Origin of the sequence: Brevibacterium sp. SIMBA_078, assembly GCF_046534565.1 — a bacterium.
Taxonomy (GTDB): Bacteria; Actinomycetota; Actinomycetes; order Actinomycetales; family Brevibacteriaceae; genus Brevibacterium.
Genome location: NZ_JAWRYQ010000001.1, coordinates 1 through 17,920, shown reverse-complemented (window position 1 = coordinate 17,920; position 17,920 = coordinate 1). Strand labels below are relative to the sequence as shown.

Genomic DNA, 17,920 nt, shown 5'->3' with positions numbered 1-17,920 from the left:
GATGACTGCTCAGACCATGGCTAAGACACCTTCGACCCAGGTCAAGGCGCTTGCGCCGATCGCCTGGAAGTTCCCGATCGTCTATACGATCCTCGCTCTTGTCTCGCTCATCTTCTTCGGCCTCATCGGCCGTGACGGGGAGACGACCTTCCGGGTGGCCACCGGCGGAGACTTCTTCGCTATCCCCGACTTCGCCGTGTCCTCGACCGCGGCGGGGCTGACGCTGGGCATCATCCTCGTCGTCATGGCCGCCGTGTCGATCTACGTGGCGATCAAGCGCATCGACCTCGGCTCGTGGTTCCCGATGCTCTTCGGTGTCGTCTTCGTCCTGTCCTTCCTCGCCTGGGCCGGCGGCGGATCCGGTGGCGTGATCCCGCTGACCACGCTGCTCGCTGGTGCCCTGGCTCTGTCCGTGCCGCTGATCTTCGGCGCCATGTGCGGACTCGTGGGCGAACGTTCGGGCATCATCAACATCGCCATCGAAGGCCAGCTGCTGGCCGGTGCGTTCCTCGCAGCGGTCGTCGCCTCCGTTGTGAAGAACCCGTACGCGGGTCTGCTCGCCGCTCCTATCGCCGGTGCCCTGGTCGCCGTGGTGCTCACGTTCTTCGCGGTGAAGTACTGGGTCAACCAGATCATCATCGGCGTCGTCCTCAACGTCCTCGTCGTCGGCGTCACGAGCTTCCTCTACTCGACGGTTCTCACCCAGGACCCGGGACTGTGGAACTCCCGCCAGAAGCTGCCCAACCTGCCGATCCCGCTGCTCTCGGACATTCCGGTGCTCGGACGGGTGCTGTTCGACCAGAACATCCTCGTCTACATCATGTACGTCGTCGTCATCGCGCTGCAGATCTTCGTGTTCCGCTCGAAGTGGGGTCTGCGGATGCGCGCCGTCGGTGAGCACCCGAAGGCCGCAGACACCGTCGGCATCAAGGTCAACTTCACCCGCGTGCGCAATACGCTGCTCGCCGGTGCCATCGCCGGCCTCGGCGGTGCCTTCTTCACCGTCGGCTCCGGACTGGCGTTCGGCAAGGAGATGTCGGCCGGACAGGGCTATATCGCCCTGGCCGCGATGATCCTGGGCAAGTGGAATCCGAAGGGTGCGCTGTTCGCGGCCCTGTTGTTCGGATTCTCCAAGAGCCTCGGCAACACTCTGCAGTCCATCGGCACTCCGGTGGCCAACGAGCTGCTGCTCATGCTGCCCTACATCGTCACCGTCTTCGCCGTCGCCGGATTCGTCGGTCGGGTCCGCCCGCCGGCCGCGGAAGGTGTGCCCTACGTGAAGTGATCCCCGCCTCGGCGATGGATCTGCATTTCCCCTCGAATACCCCACAGCCGCAACCTGAAGGAAGAAGTATCCCCATGACTGTCCCCGAACCCCGCGCTTCCGCACCCGAGTCAACCGACCCGGTCTGGAGCGAGGAACCCACCCCCGTCTGCCCCGAGGATCTCAGCGAAGGCACCTGGGAGCTGCTGCGTGCCGAAGCGAAGCGGGCGATGACGAAGGCCTATGTGCCGTACTCGAACTTCCCGGTCGGGGCGGCCGGCCTCGTCGACGACGGCCGCATCGTCGGCGGATGCAATATCGAGAACGCCTCATTCGGTGTGACCCTGTGTGCGGAATGCTCATTGGTGTCCGAGCTGCTCATGACCGGTGGGGGCCGCCTCGTCGCCTTCGACTGTGTGGACGGGGAGGGCAACACCCTCGTTCCCTGCGGGCGGTGCCGGCAGCTGCTGTTCGAACACGGCGGCAACGAGCTCATCCTCAACATGCCCAGCGGACGGTCCCCGCTGTCCGTGGTCCTGCCCGAAGCGTTCGGGCCCGATCATCTGAGCGCGCCCCGGACCGACCACAACGCAAAGCACTGACACCGGCACCGAGGTGGCTGTGCACCGACCGCACCACGTGCCGACGATGTCCCACCACGGCGATCCGTCGCCGCACCGGCGACATCACTGACACGATGACAACGAAGGATTGAGACTGTGACAGTAGAGGCATTCGACACCGTGGACGTCATCGCCGCCAAACGCGACGGCCGGGCTCTGAGCAAGGAACAGATCGACTGGGTGATCGACGCCTACACTCGCGGCGTCGTCGCCGAGGAGCAGATGGCGGCTCTGGCCATGGCGATCTTCATCAACGATATGGAACCGTCCGAGATCGCTGACTGGACGCAGGCGATGATCGCCTCCGGTGAGCGGATGGACTTCTCCACGCTGTCGCGGCCGACCTCGGACAAGCATTCGACCGGGGGAGTCGGTGACAAGATCACCCTGCCCCTGGCCCCGCTCGTCGCGGTCTTCGACGTGGCCGTCCCGCAGCTCTCCGGTCGCGGTCTCGGCCACACCGGCGGCACCCTGGACAAACTCGAGTCCATTCCCGGCTGGCAGGCGGGACTGAGCAATCAGGCGATCGTCGATCAGCTCGAGGACGTCGGAGCCGTCATCTGCGCGGCGGGAACCGGTCTGGCTCCGGCGGACAAGAAGCTCTACGCTCTGCGCGACATCACTTCGACGGTCGACTGCATTCCGCTCATCGCCTCGTCGATCATGTCGAAGAAGATCGCCGAGGGCACCTCCGGTCTCGTCCTCGACGTCAAGGTCGGTTCCGGTGCGTTCATGAAGGACCTGACGAAGGCCCGCATCCTGGCCCAGACGATGGTCGAGCTCGGCAAGGCCGCCGGGGTGAAGACCTCGGCGCTGCTGACCGATATGTCCACGCCCTTGGGCCTGACCGTCGGCAATGCCCTCGAGGTCCGCGAATCCGTTGAGGTTCTGGCCGGCGCAGGACCAGCCGACGTCGTCGACCTCACCGTCGCCTTGGCCGAGGAGATGCTGCGCCTGGCCGGCAAGACCGATGTCGACGTACGCGCCGCACTGACCGACGGTCGTGCCATGGACAAATGGAAGCAGATGGTCCGCGCCCAGCACGGTGACCCCGACGCCGCTCTGCCCGTGGCCGAGCACACCGAGGTCGTCACCGCGATCGAGTCCGGGGTTCTCACCGGGCTCGATGCGCTCTCGGTGGGAGTCGCCTCGTGGAGGTTGGGCGCAGGACGGGCACGGAAGGAAGATCCGGTCCAGGACGTCGCCGGCATCGAACTGCACGCCAAACCTGGGGACACGGTCACCGCCGGTCAGCCGCTCATGACACTGCACACGGCCACCCCGGAACGCTTCGAACGCGCCATCGAGGCGCTGGAGTCCGCGGTCGAGATTGGCGGGGACGCCGCCTCGGTGCCGGAGTCGATCGTCTTCGAGACGATCACCTGAGCTTGCATCTCGCTATCCTGAAGAAGCCGCACCAACCATCTTGGAGGAACACATGACCAGCCGCACCGAAGTCGCCGGAATCATTGACCACACCCTGCTCAAGCCGGAAGCGACCCCAGCCGATGTGGACGCCCTCGTCGCCGAGGCGAAGGAACTCGGAGTGCTCGCGATCTGCGTGTCACCGTCGATGCTGCCGGTCACCGACCCGGGTGAGCTCGTCGTGGCCACCGTCGTCGGATTCCCCTCCGGTCAGGTGAAGCCGGAGATCAAGGCAGCCGAGGCGAAGCAGGCCGTCGCCGACGGTGCCGCCGAGGTCGACATGGTCATCAACATCGGTCAGGCCGTTGCCGGGGACTTCGACGGGCTCGAGGCCGACATTCGCGGTGTCGTCGAGGCCAGCGGGGACGCCCTCGTCAAGGTCATCATCGAGTCGGCTGCGCTGACCGATGAGCAGATCGTCGAGGCCTGCCGTCGCTCCGAGGCCGCCGGAGCGGGGTTCGTCAAGACCTCGACCGGTTTCCACCCGGCCGGTGGCGCGAGCGCTCACGCTGTGTCGCTCATGCGTGAGACCGTGGGCGACCGCCTGGGAGTGAAAGCGTCCGGCGGAATCCGCACCGCCGAGGCCGCCGAAGAGATGATCGCCGCCGGCGCCAGCCGCTTGGGCCTCTCCGGCAGCGCCGCAATCCTCAACTCCCTCTAATTACTACGTGACGGCGGCCCAGCAACCTCGCGCTAGGTAGCAGGGCCGCCGTGAGGTAGTAATTAGAGGGCGAAGAAGGCTTTGAGCTCGGTGCTGATCGAGTTCAAGCGCTCCGTCAGGGCCGGTTTGAGGGATGCACTCGCCGAGGTGGCCGACAGTCGCACTCCTGCGCTGGCGGCCGCACGTGCATCGGCATCGGCCGCAGCCTGGAGTTCCGAAGGTTCGGCGACAACCTCGAGATAGCACTTGAGCTTCGGCTCGGTGCCGGACGGGCGTACGATGACCCGTGAATTCGACTCCGAGAGCAGCAGGATTCCATCGGTCGGCGGCAGGCCCTCATACCCGGCAGACAGGTCGTGGACCTCGGCGACTGGGGAGCCGGCCAGCGTGGCCGGCGGATTCTCGCGCAGCTTCGCCATCGCCGTGCCAATGAGCGAAACGTCGTCGAGGCGGAAAGACAGCGGAGCGGTGGCGAAGAAGCCGTCGCGGTTGCGGATCCGATCGAGCTCGGCCTCGATGCTTGACCCCTCCGACTTGAGCCGAGACGCTAGAGACGCGAACGTCACGGCCGCCGAAATCCCGTCCTTGTCACGTACCGCAGCCGGGTCGACGCAGTAGCCGAGCGCTTCCTCATAGCCGAAGACGAGGCCGGCCACGCGGGAGATCCACTTGAATCCGGTGAGAGTGTTCACCGCTGCGTAGCCGTGGCTGGCAGCAGCTGCCGCCAGACCGCGGGAGGACACGATCGAGTTCGCGAACACCTGAGCATCGGCGCCCGACGCATGATGTGTTCCCGCCTCCAGACGGGTCGCGGCATCCTCACCGAGGAGGAGTCCCACCTCGTCGCCGGACAGCTGCCTGTATCCGACCGCCGCAGTGGCATCAGGGATGGCCGCGGAGAATCGGTCAGCGTCCGGATCGTTGGCGATGATGAGTTCGGCACCGACCTCACGGGCCAGGGCAAAGGACTCATCGAGTGCGCCGGCTTCCTCCGGGTTCGGGAAGGACACCGTCGGGAAGTCAGGGTCCGGCGCCTGCTGGGAAGCCACCGGGTGGAGGCTAGCGAACCCGGTGCGGGTCAGAGCAGCCTCGGCGACTCCGGCACCGACACCATGCAGCGAGGTCAGCACGATCGAGAGATCTGCCTCCGCACGCACACCCAGGTCGTCGACGCGCGACAGATAGTCCTCGACGATCGATTCGTCGAGATACTCCCACCCGGACTCTGCACGCGATACGGAGGCCACGGAATCGACGGCAGCGATCTTCTCGGCGATGAGCGCGTCGGCTGGGCTGACGATCTGCGCGCCGGCACCCGCCTCGGCGTCGGCCTCGGATCCGATCGCCTGTAGCGGACGTTGCCCCAAGTAGACCTTGTACCCGTTGTCGGCCGGAGGGTTGTGGCTGGCCGTGACCATGACCCCGGCATCGGCATCGAGATGCGACAGCGCGAACGCCAGCAGCGGGGTCGGCAGCTGCTCAGGCAGCTGAATCGCTACACCGCCGGCAGCGGTGACGACAGCGGCGGTATCGGCCGCGAATTCCGATGACTTGTACCGGGCATCGCACCCGATGACGACGCGGAATCCCTCACCGACGGTGTCTGCGAGGAACGCGGCCAATCCGGCGGCGGCACGGATGACGACGGCCCGGTTCATTCGGTTCGGACCGGCGGCGATCTCGCCGCGCAGACCGGCGGTGCCGAAGACGAGGGGACCGGAGAACCGGTCCTCGAGATCGGCGACCGCCGCCTCGTCGCCGCTCTCGGCTTCGGCGAGGATGTGCTCCAAGGAAGTGGCGGTCTGCGGGTCGGGGTCGTCGGCGATCCAGGCACGAACCACCTCGGCGTCGAATCCATTCGTGAAGCGGTCGGCTACGCGGGTCATATGAGGTCCTTTGAGAATTCGCGGTGGCGGGGTGGCGGAGTGCGGAGTGGGGTTGGCCGTCTCAGAGCTTCGCGACGATGTCGGCGAGCAGGCGGGAGATGCGCGGGGCGGCTGCGGCCCCGGCTTCGATGACCTCGGCGTGGGAGAGCGGGGTCTCCTGGATGCCGGCGGCAAGGTTCGTCACCAGCGAGATGCCCATGAGTTCGAGTCCGGACTGACGTGCGGCGATGGCCTCCAACGTCGTCGACATTCCCACGAGGTCGGCTCCGAGGATCCCGGCCATGCGCACCTCGGCGGGGGTCTCGTAGTGAGGTCCGCGGAACTGCGCGTACACGCCCTCGTCGAGTGTCGGGTCGATCTCCTTGGCGATGGCGCGCATGCGCGGGGAGTACAGATCGGTGAGATCGACGAAGTTCGCGCCTTCGATCGGGGAGGTGCCGGTGAGGTTGATGTGATCGGAGATGAGCACCGGGGTGCCGGGGCCCCAGTTGCGGTTGAGTCCGCCGCAGCCGTTCGTCAGCACGAGCGAGGAGCAGCCGGCCGCAGCGGCGGTGCGCACACCGTGGGCGACCGCCCGGACACCCTTGCCTTCGTAGTAGTGGGTGCGCGATCCGAGGACGAGCGCATGCTTGCCGCTGGCTTCGATGCGCACCGTGCGCAGGGTCGCGCCGTGGCCTTCGACGGCGGGAGCGTGGAATCCGGGGACCTCCGCCGCGGAGATCTCCGCGACGGTCTCGCCGAGGAGGTCCGCCGCCCCGCCCCAACCGGAGCCGAGGACAAGCGCGATATCATGGGCTTCGATGCCCGCGTTCGCGTTGATGGTCGTGGCCGCGGCGTGCGCGGCGGCGGTAGGATCGCTTAAGTCAGTCATGACGCCAAGATTATCAAGTTCCCCACCGCCCAAGGAGCGAGCACATGCCGATTCGAGAGCTGACCGACGGTGACGATCTGCGCCTGAATGAGGTGTTCGCCGACGCGACCACCCCGGCCGGTCATATGGCCAGGTCCCTGTTCCGTCCGTCCTCGGATGCGCCGTTGATCCGCTCCGTCATCGCCGAGGTGGTTCCCGACGTTCCCGTCGGAGCCGCCGCGATCGCCGAATCTCCGCTTCACCCCTACCGGGCGTGGGTCCACGTCGAGGTGGCCGCGGAGGAGCAGGGACATGGTCAGGGGCGTGAACTCTTCGACGCAGTGTGCGCCGAGACCCGGGGAACCGCGCTCGAAGGTCTCGACCTGCGCGCCCGTGTGCAGGCTGGCAGCCCGGGGGAGGGCTTCGCTCAGGCTCTCGGGTTCACTCCGCTGACGACGACCCGTGTGATCAAGGTGCCCGCCGGTGCTCTGCCTCCGGCCGGCGGCGGTCGGGCCGAAGACCTCGAAATCGTTGCGACCGGTTCGGTGAAGCTGACGAAGGCATTCCTCGCCTGGTACACCGCCGTCAACCGTGACGATGCCGTCGGTCAGCTGTCCATCGGACAGGTGAACAACGTCTTCCTCTCCGAGGCGGCCGGTGCTCATGGTGCCGCGCTGCTGAATGGTGCCGCCGGGACCGCCGAGGCGGGTGGACTCAGTGCCTTCGCCGTGTCCTATGCGCGAGAGGCCGATGAAACCGCCGGTGTTCTGCCCTCGGCCGGTGAACCGGGTGCCGGTGCGGCCGCCGGCAACGGGAACGCTGTCGTCGATCAGGTCGACGAGGAACCGCCGACCGAGCTCATCCTCGGGTCGATGTTCGAGACTCGCGACGATGCCGCCGACGCTGCGGGTGAGGACTTCGCCGCGGCCGTCGCCGATGCCGAACTCCTTTTGGCCAGGCTGTCGGTCGATGCCGATGTCGTCATCGAGGTCACGAGCGGAATGCCCGTGATCTCTGCGCTCGCCGATCGACTGCTCGACGCGGGAACCGCCGCCGAGCTCTACCGTTACGAGACTCTCTCAGGACCGCCTGCTGACGTCAGCTGAATCAGGCTCGACCTGCTTGGGGCTGAAGAGTCGGACTGGGCGAGCCTGGTCCGCGGTGAGGAACCAGCCCGTCCCTGGCAGCCCGTCGAGCGGGGCCTGTCGCAGCACTCCGAGCCCGGTGAGATCTTGCTTGGTATGCGCACCGAGCACGAGCAGCGGTCCGAGACTCTGAGCTTTGGCCAGAGGGGAACCATACCCGGGTGTGAACCGTGTCGGCACGGTGAGCACATGGAATCGTCCGTCGAGCAGATCCCAGTCGACGGGATCTGCGGCCATGTGCACATCGTCGTGAACAGAGACCCCGCCGAGGCGGTCCACATACGTCGCGAATCCGGTCTTGCCGCTCTGCGGAGAACCGCGGAGGGTGAGAACCGAACCGTCTCGCCGGGGATCCCACACCACGAGGTTGCCGAAGGCATCCACGCCGACCGGGATGCAGCCAGGCATGCCGCCGCAGGGTTCTTCGCCCATGCCCACAGGTTGGCCAAGCCCCCGCCAGCGTGGAGCGAATCCTTTTCGGGACTCCGGAATGCCGAGCGGTCCGCCGAGGATGCTCGTGCCCGCCTCGGACATCGACGAACCGAATCGTGCCGCGTCACCGGGTGCGAACTGCACATCGGCACCGTCCCCGCCGGCGGCCTGCGCGCGGGGACCGCGGATGACGGCGCGGAGATCCGGCCACGAACCGGCGAATCGCTGCCGGCTGAGCCCGACACTCGTTCCGTCTTCGCCGGCCCCGGGCGGGAAGATGATCTGGGTGGCGAATCGAGAGCTCCTGCTTGTCATATTCCGGCACCCGGCGAGCAGGAACACGAGATCTGATCCGGCACCATGTCCGAGGAGACGTTCGGCCCGTTCGGCCCAATAGTGATCGAGCGCGTCGACGAACTCTGCCCAATTGCTGCAGACGATCAGGCTCGGTGGCTGTCGGCTCTGCCTCGGCTCGGTCGGCGAATCCGTGCTTTCCCCATTGCGCGAGAATCTGCTCGGGTCCCCACGGGCAGAAAGATGGTCGAGAATCGCCTGAATCTGCCAGCCCGAGCTCAATCCGCAGCTGATCTCCGCCCAGTCGAGGACCGCGGAGATTCTGCCGATCGCGATGATCCGTCGGGTCGGAGCGGCCGCTAGTGCCATGGTCGCGAGCACGGTTTCCACGGTGTCCGGGCTGCCGCCTGTGAGGATCGTGGAACCGTCCACGTCCGGGTCGAATGTCCACATCTGCTGCCGCTGCTGACTGGGAACATCGATGATCCCCGTGACTGTCGGGCCAATTTCACCGTTTTCCGCCACCGGTCCCACAGGGGAAGTTGCGAGCTTTCCGGCAGAACGGGCCGAGCCTCCTGCCGCCCAGGCCGATATCTCTTCTGGTTCCGGCAGGGGAGGCAGCACCACCTGTCGATGAGCCGAAGCGTCCTCGGCCCTGGCGATGTCGTGAACCGCGGCGATGATGTTGTCGACGTGAACGCCGTGGGCGCCGCTGGCCAGGGACGGAACCGGCCCCGGACCCCAGGGACGAACGCGAAGGCGGAGGGCCGCCTCGGTGTGGGCGTCATTTCCGAACGGAGCCGCCACGCGGAACCGGGTGACGCAGATCCCGGAATCCAGACAGGCGGCGCCGGGCTTGTCCGCGGGCAGGAACGCACCCGCCTCGGAGCCGATGACGTCGAAGGAATCGGTCTCATCGCGCACTCGCAGGCACACGCGAATGTTGATGTTCGCCTTCATCTGCCCGGTCACGACGCCCATCGGGCGCTGAGTGGCGAGAATGAGGTGGACGCCGAGCGACCGGCCGAGGGCTGTGAGGTGTTCGAGCAGGTCGGCGGCGCGAGGATGGGTGGCCATCAGCGCATGGAACTCGTCGATGACGACGACGAGCCGTGGGGGAGGGTCAGCGAGATCGGCGACGTCGGCGCACCCGTGGTCGGCCAACAGTCGTTCCCGATAGGTGATCTCGGCACGCACGGAGACGAGAGCCCGAAAGGCGAGACCGGAGTCGAAGTCGTCGAGCACACTGTCGGTGTGCGGCAGATCCTGCAACGGTGAGAACGTGGCTCCGCCTTTGAAATCGATGAGGACGAAACGCAGTCGCCGAGGCGGCTGTGCCAAGGCCATCGACAGCAGCCATGTCTGCAGGAGCAGGGATTTCCCGCTTCCCGTGGTGCCGGCCACGAGAGCATGAGGACCGTCGGAGAACAGATCGATGCCGACGTCACCGTCGGTTCCGCGGCCGATCGGCACCGGCCCCGAAGCGGGAGACCGCCACCGTGCTCTGATGGCCTCGGGCGCATCATCGCAGAGCTCGCCGAGCCCGTGGTCGGGCCAGGTGTGGGGACCGGTTTCGGCTGAGCGGCCACAGTGCAGAGTGACGAATCGCGCGGCCGGCATGAGAGTGGCGACGAGTGCCCGTCCCGGCACCGGGCCGCCGGGCGCAGTCGAGGACGTGGTGCGTGCCTGCGCGAGAGAGCCCACCGTCAGCGAGACCGCGGAGCCGGCATGCGGGGCGGTGAGCGTGAGCACGGCGGGGTGGGCCGCCTCGTCGAGGGTGATCGAGATGGGATCGTCGATGCCGGCGTCTGGGCGTGACCCTGACCCGACCGTGTTAGATGCGTGGTCGGCGGAGAACTCGGTGCCTGCCAGTTCCGGCAGCAGTGCGAGTTCGGGACTCGGTCGCCACCGGAATCGCCGGTCGGACAGCCAAGCGAAGGCCATGGTGCGCAGGACTGCGGGCGTTCCGCTGACGGTGACCGTCGTCGTACGTGGATCGATGCGGATCGGCATTTCAGCGCAGACGATCCGACCGTCGACGTGGTCTGTTCCATGTTGCAGCCGTTCGTCGATGGTGAGGTAGCTGAAGACCGTCCCGAAACCCAGACACAGCCCAGGGGACGAGAAGATCATCTGACGGTGCGCCGTCTCCAGGCGGCTCAGTCTGGCTCGCGCCTCGGCCAGGGCTTCGTCGCGGTCGAGTCGGCATTGTGCGCTGTCGCGGGTGAAGCGCTTCTTCTCCACCAGGTAGGCGACCCAGCCGGAGAGCGGGGCCGAAACACTGAAGAGCAGGAACCACCACATTCCTGTGGTCACGGCCAGCACCACACCGATGCCGACGGGGATGAGGAACGTCCACCACTGTGGGGGTCGGGCCGGACGAGGATCGTCGATCGTCTTCGGGGCGATGTGGATGTCATTGCTGTGGTGCAGCGGCGGGGAACGGATCGGCGGAGCCGAACGGGCCGCCGAGGAAGAAGTGCCGGCTGAAGAACCGTCTGCTGGGCCCGGTGCAAGCACCGTCGCACCCAGAGCTGCGGCGGGCCCAGTCCCCGTGGCTTCGAGTCGCAGCGGCTGCGGGGCGCGGGAGATGCTGGGGTCGACGATCGTCAGGCAATCGGGGTGGGGCAGTCGGGACAAACGGGCCCGCCGTGGGTCGAGCGTCAGGGTGAATCCCGCATCCGGTCCTGCCAGGACGGATACGCTCGTCCGCGCGGAGTCGGCACAGTCGTCGGTGGTGCGCAGAGCATTCGCTCCGACGACGGTGATGGGATTGAGTCTCTGCCAATGACCCCAGCTGATCGACTCGATTCTGTGGTCGTCGAGCTGGTTGCCGACGTCCAAGTCCTGGGAAGTCAGTTCCGCTCCGAGGGCAGAACGGAAGACGTCGACGGCTGGTTGGGCTGATTCGGCTTCGATGCTCATGCTCGTGACGGCTCCGTTCGTCTCAATGCGGTGGATGAGCCCCAGGGTTCTCATGCCCACAGACTCACTGCGAACGTATAGCTTGGGCAAGAGTGAGAAAGCGCGCTGTGGAAACGGTTTGGGCATCCACAGCCTCACGATGCGTGAGTGGAGCCTGCGCCCACAGGAATCGGCGTCGAAGTGGAGACAGCTCGAGTAGATCAGTCGAGGCGCAGGGCGCCCCGGGCGTAAGCGGTGGCGTGAAGGTCGATGAGTCCAGGCACGAATGGTGAGAGCAGCGCCGGCGAGTAGCGGGCTTCGATGCGGATGCGCACCGAATGCGTTCCATCGGCGTCGGCGCTCAACCGCAATTTGCTCATGTCCTTCGGAGTCGGCACTGCGTCGAGGTAGCGACCGGCAGCGCGTTTCGCCGCCGGTGGGGAGAACACGAGACCGGGGTCGTCTCCGGGAGCCGGTTCGAACGAGTCCGAGGCCGCCAGCGCCGCAGAATCGGCCAGCCCCTGCAGCTCTCGGCGGGCCATGTGCAGATCGGTCAGCGCTGCAATGAGGAAGGCCAACAACAAGGCGATGACGACGAAGCCGATGGCCAGCGGTGTGATGGACCCGGCGTCGGATTCGTGCTCCGAATCGCGGCCGATCTGCGATTCCCGTCGCCGTTCACAGCTGTGCTCTCCCATGGTCGCCATATCACTGACGTCCTGTGGCGACGACGTCGGTGTGGTTCGCGCGCAACGTGATGTGCGGTGACCGGTCGGAGCCGAAGAGGAGCGGGAACCCGGGCAGTGACACCTTCGTCTCGACTCGTGCGGTGACGAGGGAGCCGGCCTGTCCACAGGGTCCGGCGCACGAGTAGGTGATGGAAGTCGGTGCATCCCACAGCCCGAAGTCCGCGAAATGCATGTCGGCGACGGCATGGGCGCGAGCCTCCGAGGGGTTCGCGTCGCGGGCGGCGATACGTGAGGCCGACATCGCCGCCGAGGTGGTCGCATAGCTGGCCGCCTGTAGCTGGGAGAGGGTGAGCATGAGGTAGATGACCGGGATGAGCAGGACGATGGAGGCGAAGATGAACTCGATGACCGCCGTTCCCTCGTCTGCGTCGTCGGCCGCGACTTCCTGAACGACCTCGGGTTCAGTCACGGTCGATGTCCTCGACGATGGACCGTCCGCGCAGGTCCCAGACCTCGGCGGGTCCCCACAGCCCGAGGACGGGCAACGGGGTCGTCACCCGCACTTCGACGATCTCGACGTCACCGCGCTGTGACGTCGAGACGGTCACCCTCTGGGCATAGCGCTCGCCCACCGACACTCGGATGAGGTCGCGAGTGAGCTTCTGCCCGTCGCGCGGAGTCTGATCGGCCAGGCTCGCCTGCCTCGCCCCTGCGATGGCGGAGTCGATGACAGTGTTGCGGACGTGAATGACGAGACCGATCTGCAGGGCGCCGGCCAGGATGAGGGCCAGCAGCGAGGCAATGAGGGCGAACTCGGCGACGGCGGATCCCGAATCGCTGCGCTCGCCTGCCTCCGTCATCGAGGCAGCCCTCCTCCGACTTCCCGGTAGTGTCTCGTCGTCTCCGGTCACCGCTGGGTCACCCGGCCCCGCGGACCTTGTTCATCGCGTCCTGGAACATCGAGGTGAAGGCCTCGCCGGCCAGCGCCCACAATGCGACCACCAATCCCGCAGTCATCAAGGTGATGAGGACCCAGCCGGGAACGTCTCCGCGGTCTGGTCGGTCGACATCGGCGGTGAGGTTCGGGTCGATGTCGGTCTCGGCCGCCTCGGTGATGGTGGTTCCTCCATGCGGAGGAGGACCCGGGATGAGCCCGAGCATGAGCGGGACGAGGCGGTAGGTGAACTGGCGGAACATCGTGTCTCCTTCATCGGCGAGGTCGAGGTGTCGATCCGCGTGGTCGGTGGTGCGGGACTGGTTGTGGGAGCGGGCGTGGTCGGCGGTGCGGAGTGCAGTCGTTAGGGGCTGAGGTCGAGGACGGTCAGGGACGGGAAGACGGCGAAGATCACGGTGACGGGAAGCACGAAGACGACCACCGGAATCAGCATCCCGATCTCTTTGCGACCTGACAGCTCCAACAGCCGTCGTCGGGACTGTTCGCGCACGTCAGCGGCTTGAGAGCGGAGGACTTCGGCCAACGGTGTGCCGCGGGTCATCGACACGGCGAGGCCGTCGACGAACTGGACGATCTCGGGGATGGCGATGCGCGTGGCCATCGCATCGAGGGCTTCGACCAACGGTGTCCCGGTGCGGGTGGAGGCCAGGGCAGCGCGGAGTTCGTCGATGAGGTCGCCGGAGCAGGTGCGGCACACGCGTTCGAGAGCCTCCACGATCCCCTCACCGGCGGTGATGGACAGAGCGAGGAGCTCGGCGACGGTGGGGAATTCGGCGAGGACGCGGGATTCGTGGCGGGCGATGGCTTGGCTGAGCCGCCAATCATTGAAGACGTGCCCGGCGATGCCGCCGCTGATGACGAGGACGACGGTGACGATGGGGGAGAAGCCGCGCTGCGCCGACAGGGCACCGGCGAGACCGCCGGCGACGATCATCCCGACGAGGATGCTCAGCACCTGGTTGATGCGGAAGCGTTCGATCGTGGCATTGCCGCCAAGCCGGCCGATGCGCAGTCGCAGAGTCGCATCCGTGGTGATGCGCGACGTCGCCCACAGAGTCGAACCGATCAGCCAGGACTTCACCAGCCCCCAGAACCCCTCGGTGCGAGGGGTCGGCGGAGCGTAGATGTCGACCAGGGATTCCTGATCCCGCAGATAGGGTGCGATCCGCGACGACAGAGTCGGTCTGCGCAGCGGCGGGAGGGAGAGGACGAAGACACACAGGGCGAAGCCGTTGAAGAGTCCGAGGGCCAGAATCGACAGGGGCTCGCCGAGGAGGCTCATGCCGCCCGTCCGTCCGCAGCGTCTGTGTCGTCGGTGGTGAATCCGCCGCTCGTTCCGGCGCTGCCCGCGAAGCGACGGTGGGCGGCGCTGAGGGAGGACCCTTCGATGACTCTGGGTTCGGCCGGGAGCCGACCGATGCGCTTCATCGCCTGATACGCCAGCAGAGAGACGACGAAGCCCGCGGCCAGGAGGACCAGCCCCGTTCGGGAGTTGTATGCCACCGCAGTTTCGGGTCGTGTGGAGAGGAACGCGAGCACCACCCACGGTGCGGCGACGGCCAATCGGGCGCCGTTGACCGTCCATTGCTGCCGGGCGGAGAGCTCGTTGCGGGTGCGGGCATCATCACGGACGAACTGTGCCAAGGCCCGCAGCATGGTGCCCAGGTCGCTGCCGCCGACCTGCCGGGTGACGCTGAGTGCGACGACGATGCGGTCGGCCACCGGGTCGGCGCTGACCTGTCTGAATCGTTCCAACGCCAAGGCGAATGACCCGCTGGTCCGATATTCCTCGGCGAAGACTTCGAACAGCGGCCGCAAAGGTTCGGGTCCGCGATGGGCCAGAGAGCTCAGTGCTTCAGGCAGGGACAGACCCGCACGGACACCGGAATTGAGATGGTCGAGAGTCTCGGGCCACAGCTCCCGCCGCATCACCTGTCTGCTGCGAGCCCGATGCTGCAATGCCCGGTGCGGCAGCCAGGAGGCGAAGAGGCCGAAGCACAGCGCGATCGCCCACGATCCGGTGAGCACTGTCGCGACGACTGCAACGACACAGAACGCAGCGACGGAGATGAGCAGCAGGTGGGCCGGCCGCAGCCTGGGGAATCCGGCCCCGGTGAGCATGTCATCGAGTTCGCGCACCCACCGCGACTGAGTCCGCTTGCTCTGCGGTCGCTGCCACAGCGACATCCAGATGAGGAAGAGTCCCGCCCCGAGGCAGGCACCGATGAGCAGAGCGCACTGCGAATAGCTCATGCCGCCTCCAGAATGGCGTGAAGATCGCGTCCGATGGCCGCAAATCGCTCGCTGAGGTGGCCGAACCCCTGACCGCGAACGAGCTGTCCTCGTGGCGAATGGAAGATCGTGTCGAGTTCGACGACGTCGCCTTCGACTCCGCCTGGCACCGCGCAGATCTCATCGACTCGGCGCACTCCGGACGGGTCCCTGCGCAGGTGGACGACGACGTCGAGGCTGACGGCGACGGTGGGCACGACGAACGCCGACGAGATGTTCGCCCCGGCGAACACGTAGAACTGGAGGTGCAAATCAGCTAGAATCGACTGTATGACTGAGACTGCGCTTTCTTACGGCCGAGCGAGCAGGGATCCCAAGCATCGAGGCACTTCGGTGGATACCCAGCTCAAAGCCAACGTCGATTGGGCAGACCGAAATGGTGTCTCTATTACTCATACGCTTCGTGACGACAATCGTTCGGCCTCAGCATCTCGCAAACGAGACCGGGAGAAGTTCGACGAGGCGCTCGAGTTGGTCAGCAGTCGTAAAGTCGACTTCCTCCTGGTCTGGGAGATGAGCCGAGCGCTTCGCGACCTCTCTGATTATGTGCTCTTGAGACAGGCCTGCATCGACTCCGGAGTACATCTGGTTTACAAGGGCCGCCGATACGATCTCAGCCGTTCTGACGATCAATTCACCACCGGGTTGGATGCGCTCATGGCCGAGCGTGAAGCTGGCGACATCCGTGACCGCAACCTGAGGACTGTGCGAGATAATGCGGAGAAACGCCGCCCCCATGGCCGGTTGCCGTATGGATACCGCCGAATCTATGACTCAGCCACCGGGTCGCTGATCGAACAGACGCCCTATGACGAATCTGGCGAGCTGCTTCCGGCTGCCCGGGTATTGGCTGAAGTTGTTCGAGACATCCTGGGTGGTAAGTCTCTCCGCCGAGTCTGTATGGGGCTGAACGAACGTGGAATCCCTAGTCCGCGAACTGCCCGAACCAAGACGCTGGAAGAAAACCCCGATGACGTCGTCACCGTGTGGGAGCCGTCCACACTGCGCCAACTGCTGTTGAACCCGACGATCGCGGGGCGACGAGTCTATCGCGGGGAGGACATCGGCCCGGCGGCGTGGGATCCGATCGTCGACTACGGTGAGTGGCTGAAGCTGCATGCGCTTCTGACTGACAAGTCCCGACTGACAGTGCCGACGCCCAGGGGGCCGGCACCGAGACATATGCTTTCGGGTATTGCGAAGTGCGGCGAGTGCGGTTCCCGACTGAAGGCTTCAACGAACCAACGGCGAATGAAGAAGGCCTATCTCTGCGAGAAGGAGGGTTGCCGGAAAGTCAGCGTGACTGGAGTGCCGGTCGAAGAGCTGGTCGAAGCGACGATCCTGGCTTTGTTCGACTCTCCAGGATTTCGCGGAAGCTTGGTCACTGCCTATCAGGAGCGCGAGTCGGGCGAGGAGAACGGTCGGAACCTGGCAGGCGAGATTGCCGCGCTGGAGGCCGAGCGCGACGAGCTCGAATCATATCGCCAACAGAAGCTCATCACGTTGCGAGCGTATGCAAGCGAGGACAAGCGAATCGAGACTGAACTGGACGAGCTCCGCCGAGCGGAGGTTGCTCCGATACCATCGACCAAGTTGCGGAAGATGCTCAGCACGGAGTCTCTTCGGGAGAGCTGGGCTGCGGCCGACCTGATGGACCGGCGTGAGGTGATTCGAATCCTGCTCGACATCACGATCAATCGTCCGACGAGGAACACCGGTCGACGGTTCGATCCGAACCGAGTGGTCGTCGCGCCCAGCGACTTCCTCCGTGATGATGTTCTTCAGGGGAAGCCGTTGGGAGCGAAAAGCTAAGCAGCATCGGACTGGCGAGCTTCTCGAGCGAACTCGTGCGGATCGAGTACATCGATGAGTCGCTTGGCAACTGTCGGTCCGGGGGCAGGAATGCCGTCCAAAGTGGCAGACAGCCACTCGTGAAATTCGTTCGTGTCGGTGAGGGATTGGTGGTTGGTTGATGGGTCGGCCATGGCGAAGAACCTTCGGGGTCAACGATGACCCGGTTCCCCGCCTCGGTAGTTGGGCTGTTTGACCGGCTTCCTATTCGGGAGCAGTACCCCGTGCTTCCAAGTCACGGCCCCGATGGGATCTCATCTCTACAAGTTCATTTTAGCAATTGAAACGGTGCCACGATAGAGGGAGAAGAGGCCCGAGGATCGCCTCGTAGATGCTGACGATGTGACCCTCGAGTGTTACAACCAAAGAGGGCGCACCCGTCCGAGTTACGGTACTGTGCAGTGCCGAGAAATGAAGTCTGCCTATCTCTCTTGCGATTCATCACGAACTCGGGCCGCTGCTGGCTAGATCTACCCAGGAGACCAGTGGTTGAAACCTTCGACGGTGTATTAGCCGTCGGTCAAGTTGATGAATGTCCGCAGACACACCTGTCGACCTCGAGCAGGTTTGTAGTCAGTCGGTCACACCCGTGAATACCGTCTAGTATCACACAGTCGCCTCGCGGTTAGGCACGAACCGACGCCCCCGT

The 17,920-nt window shown here is 65.6% G+C and carries 17 protein-coding genes; 6 read left to right on the top strand and 11 right to left on the bottom strand.

All coding sequences use genetic code 11. The features are described 5' to 3' along the window. Nucleotide 1: 1 nt before the first annotated feature. The 4 genes from SB749_RS00085 (at nucleotide 2) to deoC (ending at nucleotide 3,973) form a co-directional block, all read left to right on the top strand. On the top strand, nucleotides 2-1,285 hold the full coding sequence (locus SB749_RS00085; protein WP_410708414.1) for an ABC transporter permease: 1,284 nt from the start codon (nucleotides 2-4) through the stop codon (nucleotides 1,283-1,285). Nucleotides 1,286-1,359: 74 nt separating this feature from the next. Further along, entirely contained in the window at nucleotides 1,360-1,866 is a 507-nt protein-coding gene (locus SB749_RS00080; protein WP_410708413.1) for a cytidine deaminase, read from the top strand. A gap of 117 nt (nucleotides 1,867-1,983) precedes the next feature. Then, nucleotides 1,984-3,273 carry a thymidine phosphorylase gene (locus SB749_RS00075; protein WP_410708412.1) on the top strand — a complete coding sequence of 430 codons (1,290 nt, stop codon included), beginning with the start codon at nucleotides 1,984-1,986 and terminating at the stop codon, nucleotides 3,271-3,273. Between the two features lie 52 nt (nucleotides 3,274-3,325). Further along, on the top strand, nucleotides 3,326-3,973 hold the full coding sequence (deoC, locus tag SB749_RS00070) for a deoxyribose-phosphate aldolase (RefSeq protein ID WP_410708411.1): 648 nt from the start codon (nucleotides 3,326-3,328) through the stop codon (nucleotides 3,971-3,973). 62 nt (nucleotides 3,974-4,035) lie between these two features. Here the strand turns inward: deoC and SB749_RS00065 are convergent, their stop codons facing one another. Together SB749_RS00065 and SB749_RS00060 are read right to left on the bottom strand one after the other, a co-directional pair. Further along, the gene (locus tag SB749_RS00065; protein WP_410708410.1) at nucleotides 4,036-5,859 is read right to left on the bottom strand and encodes a phospho-sugar mutase; all 1,824 of its coding nucleotides are present in this window, start codon (nucleotides 5,857-5,859) and stop codon (nucleotides 4,036-4,038) included. Between the two features lie 61 nt (nucleotides 5,860-5,920). After that, on the bottom strand, nucleotides 5,921-6,730 hold the full coding sequence (locus SB749_RS00060) for a purine-nucleoside phosphorylase (RefSeq protein WP_410708409.1): 810 nt from the start codon (nucleotides 6,728-6,730) through the stop codon (nucleotides 5,921-5,923). Nucleotides 6,731-6,774: 44 nt separating this feature from the next. On the opposite strand from SB749_RS00060, the gene SB749_RS00055 reads away from it, so the two are divergent. Continuing rightward, complete coding sequence (locus SB749_RS00055) at nucleotides 6,775-7,815, top strand: GNAT family N-acetyltransferase (protein ID WP_410708408.1); 1,041 nt, start codon at nucleotides 6,775-6,777, stop codon at nucleotides 7,813-7,815. On the opposite strand, the gene SB749_RS00050 is transcribed toward SB749_RS00055, so the two are convergent. The 8 genes from SB749_RS00050 to SB749_RS00015 all read right to left on the bottom strand — a co-directional run bounded on the left by SB749_RS00050 (nucleotide 7,789) and on the right by SB749_RS00015 (nucleotide 15,671). After that, nucleotides 7,789-11,559, bottom strand: coding sequence for an FtsK/SpoIIIE domain-containing protein (locus SB749_RS00050; RefSeq protein ID WP_410708407.1), 3,771 nt, complete (start codon nucleotides 11,557-11,559; stop codon nucleotides 7,789-7,791). The genes SB749_RS00055 and SB749_RS00050 overlap by 27 nt on opposite strands. 146 nt (nucleotides 11,560-11,705) lie before the next feature. After that, nucleotides 11,706-12,191, bottom strand: a complete 486-nt coding sequence (locus tag SB749_RS00045; RefSeq protein WP_410708406.1) for a pilus assembly protein TadG-related protein — start codon at nucleotides 12,189-12,191, stop codon at nucleotides 11,706-11,708. 1 nt (nucleotide 12,192) lies between these two features. Continuing rightward, on the bottom strand, nucleotides 12,193-12,642 hold the full coding sequence (locus SB749_RS00040) for a hypothetical protein (protein WP_410708405.1): 450 nt from the start codon (nucleotides 12,640-12,642) through the stop codon (nucleotides 12,193-12,195). Beyond that, nucleotides 12,635-13,033, bottom strand: a complete 399-nt coding sequence (locus SB749_RS00035) for a TadE/TadG family type IV pilus assembly protein (RefSeq protein ID WP_410708404.1) — start codon at nucleotides 13,031-13,033, stop codon at nucleotides 12,635-12,637. Before SB749_RS00035 ends, SB749_RS00040 begins: the two co-directional genes overlap by 8 nt. A gap of 58 nt (nucleotides 13,034-13,091) precedes the next feature. Beyond that, nucleotides 13,092-13,370 carry a hypothetical protein gene (locus tag SB749_RS00030; protein ID WP_410708403.1) on the bottom strand — a complete coding sequence of 93 codons (279 nt, stop codon included), beginning with the start codon at nucleotides 13,368-13,370 and terminating at the stop codon, nucleotides 13,092-13,094. 101 nt (nucleotides 13,371-13,471) lie between these two features. Next, nucleotides 13,472-14,410, bottom strand: coding sequence for a type II secretion system F family protein (locus SB749_RS00025; RefSeq protein ID WP_410708402.1), 939 nt, complete (start codon nucleotides 14,408-14,410; stop codon nucleotides 13,472-13,474). After that, nucleotides 14,407-15,381: a type II secretion system F family protein gene (locus SB749_RS00020; protein ID WP_410708401.1), complete on the bottom strand. Its 975-nt coding sequence runs from the start codon at nucleotides 15,379-15,381 to the stop codon at nucleotides 14,407-14,409. Before SB749_RS00020 ends, SB749_RS00025 begins: the two co-directional genes overlap by 4 nt. Continuing rightward, on the bottom strand, nucleotides 15,378-15,671 hold the full coding sequence (locus SB749_RS00015) for a hypothetical protein (RefSeq protein ID WP_410708400.1): 294 nt from the start codon (nucleotides 15,669-15,671) through the stop codon (nucleotides 15,378-15,380). Before SB749_RS00015 ends, SB749_RS00020 begins: the two co-directional genes overlap by 4 nt. A gap of 19 nt (nucleotides 15,672-15,690) precedes the next feature. Here SB749_RS00015 and SB749_RS00010 point away from each other — a divergent pair, with 19 nt between their 5' ends. Next, complete coding sequence (locus SB749_RS00010) at nucleotides 15,691-17,232, top strand: recombinase family protein (RefSeq protein ID WP_410708399.1); 1,542 nt, start codon at nucleotides 15,691-15,693, stop codon at nucleotides 17,230-17,232. Here SB749_RS00010 and SB749_RS00005 read toward each other — a convergent pair. Continuing rightward, nucleotides 17,229-17,405, bottom strand: a complete 177-nt coding sequence (locus SB749_RS00005) for a hypothetical protein (protein ID WP_410708398.1) — start codon at nucleotides 17,403-17,405, stop codon at nucleotides 17,229-17,231. The two genes, SB749_RS00010 and SB749_RS00005, sit on opposite strands and share 4 nt — an antisense overlap. Between the last annotated feature and the right edge of the window lie 515 nt (nucleotides 17,406-17,920).

Bases quoted from the DNA above. Each gene is read 5' to 3' on its own strand.
- SB749_RS00085 (WP_410708414.1), top strand. From the start codon at position 2: ATGACTGCTCAGACCATGGCTAAGACACCTTCGACCCAGGTCAAGGCG.
- SB749_RS00080 (WP_410708413.1), top strand. From the start codon at position 1,360: ATGACTGTCCCCGAACCCCGCGCTTCCGCACCCGAGTCAACCGACCCG.
- deoC (WP_410708411.1), top strand. From the start codon at position 3,326: ATGACCAGCCGCACCGAAGTCGCCGGAATCATTGACCACACCCTGCTC.
- SB749_RS00065 (WP_410708410.1), bottom strand. From the start codon at position 5,859: ATGACCCGCGTAGCCGACCGCTTCACGAATGGATTCGACGCCGAGGTG.
- SB749_RS00060 (WP_410708409.1), bottom strand. From the start codon at position 6,730: ATGACTGACTTAAGCGATCCTACCGCCGCCGCGCACGCCGCGGCCACG.
- SB749_RS00055 (WP_410708408.1), top strand. From the start codon at position 6,775: ATGCCGATTCGAGAGCTGACCGACGGTGACGATCTGCGCCTGAATGAG.
- SB749_RS00050 (WP_410708407.1), bottom strand. From the start codon at position 11,559: ATGAGAACCCTGGGGCTCATCCACCGCATTGAGACGAACGGAGCCGTC.
- SB749_RS00045 (WP_410708406.1), bottom strand. From the start codon at position 12,191: ATGGCGACCATGGGAGAGCACAGCTGTGAACGGCGACGGGAATCGCAG.
- SB749_RS00035 (WP_410708404.1), bottom strand. From the start codon at position 13,033: ATGACGGAGGCAGGCGAGCGCAGCGATTCGGGATCCGCCGTCGCCGAG.
- SB749_RS00030 (WP_410708403.1), bottom strand. From the start codon at position 13,370: ATGTTCCGCCAGTTCACCTACCGCCTCGTCCCGCTCATGCTCGGGCTC.
- SB749_RS00025 (WP_410708402.1), bottom strand. From the start codon at position 14,410: ATGAGCCTCCTCGGCGAGCCCCTGTCGATTCTGGCCCTCGGACTCTTC.
- SB749_RS00020 (WP_410708401.1), bottom strand. From the start codon at position 15,381: ATGAGCTATTCGCAGTGCGCTCTGCTCATCGGTGCCTGCCTCGGGGCG.
- SB749_RS00010 (WP_410708399.1), top strand. From the start codon at position 15,691: ATGACTGAGACTGCGCTTTCTTACGGCCGAGCGAGCAGGGATCCCAAG.
- SB749_RS00005 (WP_410708398.1), bottom strand. From the start codon at position 17,405: ATGGCCGACCCATCAACCAACCACCAATCCCTCACCGACACGAACGAA.